Annotated in this window: 11 protein-coding genes; 3 read left to right on the forward strand and 8 right to left on the reverse strand. The window is 62.1% G+C overall.

What is annotated here, in order from left to right; translation table 11 throughout:
- Positions 1-16 precede the first annotated feature (16 nt).
- From J8I26_RS18820 to J8I26_RS18830, 3 genes are all read right to left on the reverse strand, one after another.
- Complete coding sequence (locus J8I26_RS18820) at positions 17-1,000, reverse strand: sulfonate ABC transporter substrate-binding protein (protein ID WP_209608692.1); 984 nt, start codon at positions 998-1,000, stop codon at positions 17-19.
- A 120-nt stretch (positions 1,001-1,120) separates the two neighbouring features.
- The gene (gene ssuE, locus J8I26_RS18825; RefSeq protein ID WP_209608636.1) at positions 1,121-1,711 is read right to left on the reverse strand and encodes an NADPH-dependent FMN reductase; all 591 of its coding nucleotides are present in this window, start codon (positions 1,709-1,711) and stop codon (positions 1,121-1,123) included.
- Positions 1,712-1,820: 109 nt separating this feature from the next.
- Positions 1,821-2,840: a sulfate ABC transporter substrate-binding protein gene (locus J8I26_RS18830; protein ID WP_209608637.1), complete on the reverse strand. Its 1,020-nt coding sequence runs from the start codon at positions 2,838-2,840 to the stop codon at positions 1,821-1,823.
- Between the two features lie 378 nt (positions 2,841-3,218).
- Here J8I26_RS18830 and J8I26_RS18835 point away from each other — a divergent pair, with 378 nt between their 5' ends.
- Positions 3,219-4,004: an IclR family transcriptional regulator gene (locus J8I26_RS18835; protein ID WP_209608638.1), complete on the forward strand. Its 786-nt coding sequence runs from the start codon at positions 3,219-3,221 to the stop codon at positions 4,002-4,004.
- A gap of 115 nt (positions 4,005-4,119) precedes the next feature.
- Here the strand turns inward: J8I26_RS18835 and pbpG are convergent, their stop codons facing one another.
- On the reverse strand, positions 4,120-5,223 hold the full coding sequence (gene pbpG / locus J8I26_RS18840; protein ID WP_209608639.1) for a D-alanyl-D-alanine endopeptidase: 1,104 nt from the start codon (positions 5,221-5,223) through the stop codon (positions 4,120-4,122).
- 452 nt (positions 5,224-5,675) lie between these two features.
- Positions 5,676-6,437 (reverse strand): class I SAM-dependent methyltransferase, encoded by a 762-nt coding sequence (locus J8I26_RS18845; protein WP_209608640.1) that lies wholly within the window; start codon positions 6,435-6,437, stop codon positions 5,676-5,678.
- A 126-nt stretch (positions 6,438-6,563) separates the two neighbouring features.
- On the opposite strand from J8I26_RS18845, the gene J8I26_RS18850 reads away from it, so the two are divergent.
- Entirely contained in the window at positions 6,564-7,376 is an 813-nt protein-coding gene (locus J8I26_RS18850) for a helix-turn-helix transcriptional regulator (RefSeq protein WP_209608641.1), read from the forward strand.
- 22 nt (positions 7,377-7,398) lie between these two features.
- Here J8I26_RS18850 and J8I26_RS18855 read toward each other — a convergent pair whose 3' ends face one another.
- Both J8I26_RS18855 and J8I26_RS18860 read right to left on the reverse strand, forming a co-directional pair.
- Positions 7,399-8,298, reverse strand: coding sequence for a DMT family transporter (locus J8I26_RS18855; RefSeq protein WP_209608642.1), 900 nt, complete (start codon positions 8,296-8,298; stop codon positions 7,399-7,401).
- A 41-nt stretch (positions 8,299-8,339) separates the two neighbouring features.
- Positions 8,340-9,188, reverse strand: a complete 849-nt coding sequence (locus J8I26_RS18860) for a histone deacetylase (RefSeq protein ID WP_209608693.1) — start codon at positions 9,186-9,188, stop codon at positions 8,340-8,342.
- Between the two features lie 513 nt (positions 9,189-9,701).
- Between J8I26_RS18860 and J8I26_RS18865 the strand changes: the two genes are divergently transcribed.
- Positions 9,702-10,265, forward strand: coding sequence for a phasin family protein (locus J8I26_RS18865; RefSeq protein WP_209608643.1), 564 nt, complete (start codon positions 9,702-9,704; stop codon positions 10,263-10,265).
- Between the two features lie 474 nt (positions 10,266-10,739).
- Here the strand turns inward: J8I26_RS18865 and J8I26_RS18870 are convergent, their stop codons facing one another.
- Complete coding sequence (locus tag J8I26_RS18870) at positions 10,740-11,546, reverse strand: molybdopterin-binding protein (RefSeq protein ID WP_209608644.1); 807 nt, start codon at positions 11,544-11,546, stop codon at positions 10,740-10,742.
- Between the last annotated feature and the right edge of the window lie 22 nt (positions 11,547-11,568).

Here is an 11,568-nt window from a genome sequence, read left to right on the forward strand (position 1 = left end):
GCTCAATGGCGTGCGATTACTTCAGCACCGCGTCGCTGACCTTCAACTGCTTGGGAATCAGCTTGAGCTCATAGAAGGCGTCGGCGATCTTTTGCTGCTCGGCCAGCACGCCGGCGTCAACCGGTTTGTAGACGTGGGCATAGCGTTTCAGGCCGGTCTCGATGATGTCGGCATCCAGGCCCTGGATCGGCGAGAGCTGCGCAGCGGCCTGGGCGGTGTGGGTGCGTACCCACTCGCCTTCACGGGTGATCTCTTCCAGCAAGATTTTTTCGATCTGTGCATTCTTGGCGGCGAAGGCGCGCGCGGAGAGGAAGAACTGGTGATGGCTGACCGCCCCTACCCCGGTGGCCAGGCGACGCGCGCCGATCTGCTTTTCGGCCGCGGCCTGGAACGGATCCCAGATCGCCCACGCGTCAACGGCGCCCTTCTCGAAGGCGGCACGGGCATCGGCCGGCGCCAGGTAGACCGGCTGGATATCGCTGTACGAAAGACCGGCCTTCTTCAACAGGGCCACCACCAGCCAGTGCACGTCGGATCCCTTGTTGAAGGCGATCTTCTTGCCCTTCAGTTCGGCCACGCTTTTCAGGGTCGAGTTCTTCGGCACCAAGAGGCCCTCGGCATCGGGGGTCGGGATTTCATAGGCGGTGTAGACGAAGTCGGCGCCAGCGGCCTGCGCGAACACCGGCGGCGCCTCACCGACGTAGCCGAAGTCGACCGAGCCGACGTTCAACGCTTCCAGCAATTGCGGACCGGCTGCGAACTCGGCCCATTTCACTTCCACGCCCAGCGGCTGCAGGCGCTTCTCCAGCGCGCCGTGCGCCTTCAGCAGCACCAGCGTGTTGGCGGCCTTCTGGTAGCCGATGCGCAGCAGCTTGGTTTCCTGCGCCTGGGCCAACGGCGCGGCGCCGATGGCAACCGCCAGCGCGCCCAGCGCGATGGCGCCCAGGCGGACCAGGGTACGGCGGCGGGTGCCGTAGGTGTTGTTCTTGTTTTGCAGGATCGGGTTCACGTCGGTTCTCCGTTTCGTTGGCGTGCAAGCGGCCTTCCGCTGCGCCAGCCGGTTGTCATGTCGGTTCTGTTTCGGGTGGCCGGCGTATGGTCGCCGGCGCATCAAGTGGCGTCAGACGCTACAGCGCACCTGCGAGAAAGGCACTTCACGAAATTCTTCGGGCGCCGCCTTGTGCAGCGCCAAGAGGCTCTCCGACAGCTGCGCCACGCCTTCTTCGACGCGGGCGGCGATGGGGGCATCGAGCTGCAGGCCCTTCTCCTCGCTCCAGGTGACCTGGGATTCGGTGGCGTAGATGCTGGGCAGCACGTGTTTGGGATTGAGCGACGACAGCACCGGGCGCAGCGCGTAGTCCAGCGCCAGCATGTGCGACTGGCTGCCGCCGGTGGCCAGCGGCAGCACCAGCTTGTTGGTCAGCCCGAACTGCGGCAGCAGGTCGAGGAAAGCCTTCAGGATGCCGCTGTAGGCGGCCTTGTAGACGGGGGTGGCGATCACCACCGCCGAGGCTTCTTCCACCGTCGACAGCGCGGCCTTGATCTGGGCATCGTTCCAATCGGCGCGCAGGATGGCCTGGCCCGGCAGGTCGCGCACCTCGAGGCGCGCGTAGCGATGGCCCCGCTGCACCAGCTTGTCGCCGACGTAGTTCAAAAGACGGGTGGAACGGGAAGGCGCCGAGGGGCTGCCGGCCAGCAACAGGATGGTCATGTCAGTCTGCTTCGCTTCTTGGGAGAACAGGCATTGCCGGTTCTTGTTGAATACGTGGCTTTGCGTTACTTGCGGGCCGGCGTCAACCGGCCCGCAGGGATGAATCACATTACTTCTTGTTCGGGGCGTACAGCTGGTCGAAGGTGCCGCCGTCGGAGAAGTGGGTCTTCTGGGCCTTCTGCCAGCCGCCGAAGTCGCGGTCGATGGTCACCAGGTTCAGCTTCGGGAATTGCGAGGCGTACTTGGCGGCGATCTTCGGATCGATCGGACGGTAGTAGTTCTTGGCGATGATTTCCTGGCCTTCTTCCGAGTACAGGTGCTTCAGGTACTCTTCGGCCACCTTGCGGGTGCCGCGGCGGTCAGCCACCTTGTCGACCACGGCCACCGGCGGCTCGGTCAGGATGGAGATCGACGGCGCGACGATGTCGAACTTGTCCGGGCCCCATTCCTTGAGCGAGATCAGCGCTTCGTTTTCCCAGGCCAGCAGGACGTCGCCGATGCCGCGTTCAACGAAGGTGATGGTAGCGCCGCGGGCGCCGGAGTCCAGCACCGGCACGTTCTTGAACAGCTTGCCGATGTAGTCGCGCGCCGCGGCGTCATTGCCGCCCTTCTTCTGCGCGTAGGCCCAGGCGGCCAGGTAGTTCCAGCGTGCGCCGCCGGAGGTCTTCGGATTCGGGGTAATGACCGACACGCCCGGCTTGATCAGGTCGTCCCAATCCTTGATCTGCTTGGGATTGCCCTTGCGCACCAGGAACACGATGGTCGAGGTGTACGGCGAGCTGTTGTGCGGCAGGCGCTTTTGCCAATCGGCCGGCAGCAGCTTGGCCTTTTCCGAAATCTCGTCGATGTCGTAGGCCAGCGCCAGGGTGACGACGTCAGCGTCGATGCCGTCGATCACCGAGCGGCCCTGCTTGCCGGAGCCGCCGTGAGAGGCCTTGATGGTGACGTTGTCGCCGGACTTCTCTTTCCAGTACTTGGCGAAGGCCTTGTTGTAGTCGGCGTAGAGTTCGCGCGTGGGGTCATAGGAGACGTTGAGCAGCGACAGGTCGGCCGCCTGGGCCACGTGTGCCGCTTGCGCCAGCACCAGCGTGGCGGCAACCGTTTTGATGATGTTCTTCAGCTTCAGCATATCCGTTCCCAGAGTGTCGTGTTTGTTATGGAGAGCACAGATTAATGAGCGGCCTTCCAAAAAAGAACGAATACTTTCTTCTCTGAATATGCGAAAAACAGATATGCAAGATCAGGCGCACGGAATAAGGCCGGCGCTCTTTATATCGAAAAGCGTAGATGCAGATGGCCGGCAATCAGCGCCCCCGCCCCTTGGGTTGCAAAATGACAATATTCAGAAGACCTGTCGCGAACGATGATGCACACGCGGCAAGCATTGCCACAGCTGAGCCCGTGGCCTATGTCTCAAAGAATGCCCAGCCATAAAAGCACGACCGGACTTTTTGTTGTTTTCACAATGTGGTATAAACAAGGCTATTGCAACGCACCAGACTGCACCATGAAAAAAGAAGCGGCAGGCGAGACAGAAAACATTTCCATCCAGGTCATCGAGCGCATGGTGTCGCTGCTTGACGCGCTGGCCGCTTATCCCGACCCGGTGAGTCTGAAGGAACTGTCGGCCGCAACCGACCTGCACCCTTCCACCGCCCACCGCATCCTCAATGACCTGGTGGTCAAACGCTTCGTCGACCGCGTGGAGCCGGGTACTTATCGGCTGGGCATGCGTCTGCTGGAACTGGGCAACATCGTCAAAAGCCGTCTGTCGGTGCGCGAGGCTGCGCTGGATTTCATGCGTGCGCTGCACCGCAAGACGCACCAGACCATCAACCTCTCGGTGCGTCAGGCCGACGAGATCGTCTATATCGACCGCTCTTTCTCCGAGCGCTCCGGCATGCAGGTGGTGCGCGCCATCGGTGGCCGCGCGCCGCTGCACCTGACGTCGACCGGCAAGCTGTTCCTCTCGGTGGACGATCCCAAGGCCGTGCGCGCCTACGCCACCCGCACCGGGCTGGCCGGCCACAACAAGAACTCGATCACCGACCTGACCAAGCTGGAACGCGAACTGTCGATGGTGCGCGCGCTGGGCTATGCGCGCGACAACGAGGAGCTGGAACTGGGCGTGCGCTGCATGGCCGCCGGCATCTGCGACGACAGCGGCAAGCTGGTGGCCGGCCTGTCGATCTCGGCGCCGGCCGACCGCCTGCAGGAGGAATGGGTGGACGACCTGGTCAGCACGGCCAACCAGATCTCATCGGCGCTGGGCTTCGACCGCAATCGCGCCTGAGCGACAACGGCAGGCGCCGCTGCCGACGCTGCTGTCACGACTACCGGGCTGCATCCGGGCATAAAAAAAGCGAACCAGAAGGTTCGCTTTTTTGTTGTTGCAGACGCCGGCGCGATCAGCCCTGGTCGGCGCGTACCATCTTCACGCGGGTCAGGTTCTTGGGTTGGTCTTCGACCAGCCACTTGCGCATGCGGGCGGCATCGCCGACGTGCGACAGGCGGCCCTTGGAGTCCAGGAACACCATCACGATGGGACGACCTTCGATGCGGGTGTACATCACCAGGCAATGGCCGGCTTCGTTGATGAAACCGGTCTTCTGCAAACCGATGTCCCAATCCTTGTTCGAGGTCAGGCGGTTGGAGCTGTTGTACTGCAGCGCGTGGCCGCTGGGTTCGACCAGATACTTCGGATCGGTCGAGTACTGGCGGATGATCGGATAGTTGTAGGCGGCGACCACCAGTTTGGCCAGATCACGCGCGCTGGCGACGTTCTGGCTGGACAAGCCGGTCGAATCCACGTAGTGGGTGTCCATCATGCCCAGCGAGCGGGCCTTGGCGTTCATCGCCGCGACGAACGCCGGCAGGCCGCCAGGGTAGTTGCGACCCAGCGCGGAGGCAGCGCGGTTTTCCGAGCTCATCAGCGCGATGTGCAGCATGTCGTCGCGGGAGAGCGTGGCGCCTACGCGCAGGCGGGAGCTGCTGTGCTTCTCGCGGTCGACGTCGTCGTCGCTGACGGTCAGCGTCTCTTCCATGTTAAGGCGCGCTTCCACCACCACCAGCGCGGTCATCAGCTTGGTGACGGAGGCGATGGGCAAGGCGACTGCGGAATTCTTTTCAAACAGGACCTGGGAGCTGGCCTGGTCGATCACCAGCGCCACGTTGGAGCGCAGGGCCAGCGGATCCGGGGTCAGATTGAGGCCGGCGATGTCGCCTGCGGTCATCACCGGCGGCACGGCGGCCACCGAGGGAACGGCCGACACGCGCTGGTAGCTGACATGGCGCTTGCCGCGCACGACGGTGACCTTGCGCACCAGTTTCTCGCGGTTGTTCAGCGATCCTTTGGCGGGGGTGGTGATAGTGCGTTTGGCAACGACCTTCTTGGGGGCCGCCTTCTTGACGACGGTTTTCTTGGCGGCCGACGTTGTCTGGGCGTTGGCGGGCGCCAAACCAGCGTGGATGAAAAGTAGCGTTGTAAAAATGGCCAGCGCTGATTTGATCATAGGTTGATCTCCCCCATTTAACCCGGATAGTACATAAGAGAAACGTTGGCAGTGTAGCAAAAAGCAGAAATTTCGCAAGAGAATTAAGTAGTTAGCGCGATTAATTAAACGACTTTCTACTTTTCGCCCTGCCCCGCGCCCCCGCGCGACTTCGTCTTTTTATTGTGTAGACGGCGATTTTTTGCTTGATTTAACTCTAATGCTGTCGGTATTTACCGACACCAACACAAAACCCAACGCATGATACCAGTCTAAGCCTGCGCCCTGCTGCGCCATTGACATAACAAAGGCGAATATCACGGCCAGATGAGCGAATTGGCCAGGCGCAACAGCACCGGCCGTCGAACAATGCATCGGGGTTGGAAAAGATAACGGCGCGAGAGGACGCGCCGTTGACGGGAAAAACCTGATATCGACAGCGCCCGCTTCAAAGAAAGCGGGGCCGTACCGACTTAGGGAGCGCGGGCGTCCAGCATGGCCACGTCGATGGAGAAGGAATACTTCTGGTCCAGCTCGAAGTAATCCTTCACCTCCTGCGGCGCGCTGTTCCACAGCGCCTTGATGGCGGTGATGTTGTCGGCCGGCGTACGCATGCGCGTCACCCAGGAATCGAACTCCAGGCGCAGCTTCCAGGTCTTGTCGGCGGCGATATCGAAGCCGGCCTGCTGCAACAGCTTGCGCCAGGAGTTACGGCTGATGTTGCGCACGTGGGAGGTGTCACGCAGCAGCTCGATCGCCTGCACGTAAGTGTCGGCCAGCACATCGGCCGGCGCGGCGGTGTCGATGGTGATGAAGCGGCCGCCCGGCTTGAGCACGCGCCGCACTTCACGCAGCGCCTGCGGCACGTTGCGCCAGTGATGCACGCTGAAGCGGGTACACACCATGTCGAAGCTGGCGTCGGGAAAATCGAGCTGGTCGGCGCTGCCCTGACGTACGGCGAGGTTGCCCAGGCCGCGCTCCTTGGCGGCGGTAGCGACCACATCGAGCATCTGTGCCGACAAGTCATAGGCAATCACCTTCTGCACCACCGGCGCCACCGCAAAGCTGGCGTGGCCGCCGCCGCAACCCAGGTCCAGCACACGCGCCTCGGGAATGCCGGCGGCGATCGTCGCCAGCTCCTGCAGATCCGCGCCCTGCGCATGGACGGCGCTGGTCAGATAGGCGGCGGCGGTGGTTCCGAATTGTTCTGTGACGACCTCTTGGTGGCTACGCATTTGCTTGGCTCCGGTTGTGCTGCGGTTGAAACGAAGGGATGAGGCAGCCCAGTCTAGACCTTTTTTATCCTGTTACAAGTTAGCCATTTATACTATTACCAAATGCAATAGCCACTACCCCGATATATGGACAACGACCTTGCGCGACGCCGTGCCCTCGGCGAATTCATCAAGACCCAGCGCGAGCAGACCGCGCCCTCGCAGGCGGGCCTGCCGCACCGGGCGCTGGGCGGCCGCCGCCGCACGCCCGGGCTACGACGCGAGGAAGTGGCGCAGTTGTGCGGCATCAGCGTGACCTGGTACACCTGGATCGAACAGGGCCGCACCGACTCGGTCTCGCCGCAGGCCTTGTCGCGCATCGGAGAGGCGCTGCATCTGCCGCGCGCCAAGCGCGCCTATCTGTTCGAACTGGCGGGGAAGAAAGACCCGGTGCTGCCGGAGCACGGCGACGAGTCGGTGATCGCGCCGGAAATCCTGGAGGTGGTGCGCAACTTCCGCGCGCCGGCCTACCTCATGGATCGCTACTGGAACGCGGTGGCGTGGAATCCCGCCGCGCGCAAGCTGTTCGCCGGCTGGCTGGATGCGCGTACGGCCAATCGCAGCCTGCTGCATTTCATGTTCTGCACGCAAGAGGCGCAGACGCTGACGGTGGATTGGGAGCAGCGCGCGCGGCGCGTGGTGGCTGAATTTCGCGCCGATTGCGCGCAGGCGCTGGACGATCCGCAGGTGGCCGCCATCGTGGATGAGCTGTCGGCGCGAAACACCCTGTTCAAGCACGCGTGGAGCCTGCAAGACGTGGTGGAACGCGAAGGCGGCGAGCGTCGCTTCCGCCATCCCGCGCTGGGCGAGCTCAGTTATCGGCAAGTGAATTTTCGCGTCGCCAACCGGCCCGACCTGAAGCTGGTGACATTGATGCCGGACGCCGCCGGCGACGCGTAATGAAGAAGAAAGAGGCGCAGGCCTACTTGCGCACCACGAAGGCTACGCCGATCACCCCAATCAACATGCCCAGCGCGCCGATCAGGCTGAAGGCTTCGCCGAACATCAGCCAGGCCATCACGGCGGTGGTCGGTGGCGTCAGGTAAAGCAGGCTGGTGACGCTGGTGGCCGCGCTCTTGCGAATCAGCGCAAACAGCAGGAAGATCGCGCCGATCGACAATGCCAGCACCGACCACAGCAAGGCGCCGACAAACTGCGGCGTCCACGACACATGGCTGAGCTTCCAGTCCAAACCTTCCACTGCCACAGCAAACGGCAGCACCACCACCGCGGACGCCAGAAACTGGATCACGGTACCGGTGCGCAGGTCGAAGTGCGCGCAATAGCGCTTCTGGTACAGAGTGCCGGCCGTGATACAGCACAGTGCGAACACGCACAACGCGATGCTGGCCGAGGACAGGCCGATCAGCGAAATCTTGTTGGCCACCACCAGACCCACGCCGCAAAGACCGAGCAGCAAACCCACCCATTGCTTGCCGCGCACCGACTCGCCCAGCAGCGGCGCGGCGAATGCGGTCAGGATGGGCTGCAACCCGACGATCAGGGCCGACAGACCTGCCGGCATGCCGATCTTGATCGCACACCAGACGCCGGCCAGATACCCGGCCTGCAGCAGCACGCCGGCCGTGGCCACGTGGCGGATACGACCATGCGGCCACGGCGCGCGAAACAGCAGCACCAGCGGCAGCAGCACCACCAGCACGCCGGCGAAACGCAGCAGCAGGAAAGTCAGCGGCGGCGCATACGGCAGGCCGAACTTGGCCACGATGAAGCCGGTGCTCCAAATCAGCACGAACACGAAGGGAACCAGGCTCATCAAGAGCTGGCGTTGCCGGCTGGCGCCGGCGGCGGATTGCATCATTTGTTTTTCCAGGGGAGGGCCGCGTGGCGGCCTGGCTCATCTCATCCGTTGTTCCAGCCGGCGGCGTGGAGGTTGGCGAGTCTTATCGTTTGTATGTGTACGGCGACGGTCTGCGCGATGTCGCGCCCGTAACCGCCCGCCATCGTAACCGCAACCGGGATTTTGTGCTGGCGCGCGAAGGAAAATACCGCCTGGTCGCGCGCCGCGAGCCCTTCCATGCTCAGCTTCATCTTGCCCAGGCGATCACCTTCATGGGGATCAGCGCCGGCCAAGAATATCAGCAACTGCGGGGCGAAGCGCTGCTGCAATGCCGCCAGCGCTTCCTGCAGCGCGGCCAGATAATCGGCATCCCCTACCCCGTCCGGCAGGGCGACGTCGAGGTCGCTGCGTTCCTTCTCGAAGGGGTAGTTATTCTGACCATGCAAGGACAAGGTGAACACCGAGTCGTCGCGCGCCAGGATGGAGGCGGTGCCGTTGCCCTGGTGCACATCGAGGTCGATAATCGCCACGCGCTGCGCGCGCCGCTCGGCCTGCATCAGCCGCGCGGCGATGGCCGAGTCGTTGAAGACGCAAAAACCGGCGCCGCGATCGGCGTAGGCATGGTGCGTGCCGCCCGCCAGGTTAACCGCAACGCCGTCGGCGAAGGCGGCGCGGCACGCAGCGATGGTGGCGCCGGATGAGCGGCGCGAGCGTTCGATCATCTGCGGCGTCCACGGAAAGCCGATCTCGCGCTGCTCGGCAGCGGTGAGCTCGCCGCGATCGGCGCGGGCGATGTAGTCGGGATGGTGAGCCAGCGCCAGCTCGCCGTCCGAGGCAGGCATCGCCTCCTGAAAATCCAGTCCCGGCACGGACGCCGCCGCCCCCTCGCGGATCATGCGGTACTTGATCATGGGAAAACGATGGCCGGGCGGCAACGGCAGGACGAAGTGATCGCTGTAAAAGGCTTTCAAACCAGATTTTCCGCAAGACAATATCAAGGTAATGATGACAACCGCGACTCCGACGATGACCGCGCGGAGCAACATCAGCGCCAGGGCCGCTGATGCGATGCGGGATGTTAGCACCAGTTGCGAACCAGGAAATGCTCATGCAGCGAGCAAAAATTCAGAATCGGTTACGTAACTTTTTGACCTGCGACAAACCGTGTTTTCGAACTACTTCTATCTTTCGTCAGAGTATGGGTAGCATCGACCAAACGTGAGTGCCAAGGCGATTAAATTAATGATTCCCGTAGTTTGAAAACCATTGACTTTGTGTCTTTTTAATCTAGAATCGTTTTGTGCAACGCATCATATCTAATAAGAATTACATCGGAGATCCCCATCAGTTCAGATCGGCCCGTAAGCAATCACCCGTAGTGACAGTCCTTTTCATCAACCATTCCAAGCGAAGGATGTTTCAACATGACGACCTACACCGAGCAATTTTCCGCCGCTGCCAAAGCCAACGCCGAAGCGCAGATCGCCCTGTTCAGCCTGCTGGCCAGCAAGACGTTTGAAGGCGTGGAAAAACTGGTGGACCTGAACCTGAAGGCGGCCAAGTCTTCCCTGGAGGAAAGCCAGGCCGCCGCGCAAAAGCTGTTCTCCGCCAAGGACCCGCAAGAGTTCTTTGCACTGACCTCGGCCCATGCCCAGCCGACGCTGGAAAAGTCGGTGGCCTATGGCCGCCACCTGAGCGGCATCTTCTCCAGCACCCAGGCTGAACTGACCAAGACCGCCGAAGCCCAGATCGCCGAAGTCAACCGCAAGGTGATATCGATGATCGACGAGGCGTCCAAGAACGCCCCGGCCGGCTCCGAGCAGGCCATCTCGCTGCTGAAGTCGACCATCGGCAATCTCAACGCCGGTTACGAGCAATTCAGCAAGAGCGCCAAGCAGGCCGCGGAAGTGCTGGAAGCCAATGTGACCAATGCCGTCGACCAGCTGTCGCAGGCGTCCACCAAGGTCACCAAGGCCACCCGCAAGTAATCGCGCATCACTGCGCACAACGCACGGTGGTGCTAATGCATCGCGCGTGCGTCTGACGGTCTGATAAGGCGTCAAAAATGCGAGCCGGTTCTGAAATTTTTGTCTATGATGAAGTTTCGGGCCGGCTCGTTTTGTTTTTCTTGCGCTGTCCGCCCGTTTGAATTTCCGCAGTCCTGCATTTCCCGCAACAGCCTCGCGGACAGGTTCCGCTGGCAGGGCTGATGCGCGCCGCGGCCAGGGGATGGCCGGAACGGCAAACCAATCGATTCCGCATGCGCTGCTGTGCGTTCATTCGCCTGCAGCGACTGCCCAAGCATTTTCCGGCGTCAGCCGGCTTGCGTGAAAAGATTGTCTCCTCGGTATCTGACTCCTCCTACGATACCGTTAAATGCCTCGGTGACGCCGAGGCATTTTTTTACCGGACGCATCCCGCCGCCGGCTGATGCGCGCCATGCGACAACAACCGGATACCGCTCAGCCGTTGATCTGGAATTCCGCCTTCAACTGACGCAGGCCTTCCTGCATCTTCTCAAATGCCGGCTCCACCTGGTCGGGGTCGCCCTTGACGCCAAGGTCGATGTGGCGACGCGTCTTCTCGTCGCCCACGTGCGGCAGGCTGAAGACCTTCACCAGCGGATATTGCGCCTCGATCAATTCCATCAGCGGCGTCAGCGTCGACTCGGCTGCTTCGAACACCAGCATCGAACGCTCCGCCCACGCGCGACGATGGAACAGGTCGGCGTAATGCGTTTCCAACACCCATTCGAACATCGGCCAGGCCATCACCGGGAAACCCGGCGCAAAGTAATGGGCGCCCTGCCCGCTGGTATTGCTGACGGAAAAACCGGGGATCTTGTTGTAGGGATTGGGAATGATGGCCGCACCCTGCGGAAACTCACCCATCTTCAGGCGATGCAGGTTTTCAGGAGAATCGAAATTGGGTTCGATACCCGCCTCGCGCGACGTATCGGCGATACGCTCGCGGATCTTTTCCTTCGCTTGCGGGTGCAAGGCCAGCGGTACGCCCAGGGCGGCGGCCGCGCATTGACGGGTGTGATCGTCAGGTGTGGCGCCGATGCCGCCGGTGCAAAAGACGACGTCGCCGCCGGCCAAAGTGCGCTTCAGAGTCGCGGTGATGCGCTCGGGTTCGTCGCCCACGTATTCCGCCCAGGAAAGCTGCAGGCCGCGCTCGGACAACAGTTCGAGCACCTTGGGAAAATGCTTGTCGATGCGACGGCCGGAGAGAATCTCGTCGCCGATAATGATGAGTCCGAATGCCATGAGTCTGCTCTGCCAGTAAGGT

This window comes from Herbaspirillum sp. LeCh32-8 (assembly GCF_017814915.1).
Taxonomy (GTDB): domain Bacteria; phylum Pseudomonadota; class Gammaproteobacteria; order Burkholderiales; family Burkholderiaceae_D; genus Herbaspirillum.

Bases quoted from the DNA above. Each gene is read 5' to 3' on its own strand.
- ssuE (WP_209608636.1), bottom strand. From the start codon at position 1,711: ATGACCATCCTGTTGCTGGCCGGCAGCCCCTCGGCGCCTTCCCGTTCC.
- J8I26_RS18830 (WP_209608637.1), bottom strand. From the start codon at position 2,840: ATGCTGAAGCTGAAGAACATCATCAAAACGGTTGCCGCCACGCTGGTG.
- J8I26_RS18835 (WP_209608638.1), top strand. From the start codon at position 3,219: ATGAAAAAAGAAGCGGCAGGCGAGACAGAAAACATTTCCATCCAGGTC.
- pbpG (WP_209608639.1), bottom strand. From the start codon at position 5,223: ATGATCAAATCAGCGCTGGCCATTTTTACAACGCTACTTTTCATCCAC.
- J8I26_RS18845 (WP_209608640.1), bottom strand. From the start codon at position 6,437: ATGCGTAGCCACCAAGAGGTCGTCACAGAACAATTCGGAACCACCGCC.
- J8I26_RS18850 (WP_209608641.1), top strand. From the start codon at position 6,564: ATGGACAACGACCTTGCGCGACGCCGTGCCCTCGGCGAATTCATCAAG.
- J8I26_RS18855 (WP_209608642.1), bottom strand. From the start codon at position 8,298: ATGATGCAATCCGCCGCCGGCGCCAGCCGGCAACGCCAGCTCTTGATG.
- J8I26_RS18860 (WP_209608693.1), bottom strand. From the start codon at position 9,188: ATGATCAAGTACCGCATGATCCGCGAGGGGGCGGCGGCGTCCGTGCCG.
- J8I26_RS18865 (WP_209608643.1), top strand. From the start codon at position 9,702: ATGACGACCTACACCGAGCAATTTTCCGCCGCTGCCAAAGCCAACGCC.
- J8I26_RS18870 (WP_209608644.1), bottom strand. From the start codon at position 11,546: ATGGCATTCGGACTCATCATTATCGGCGACGAGATTCTCTCCGGCCGT.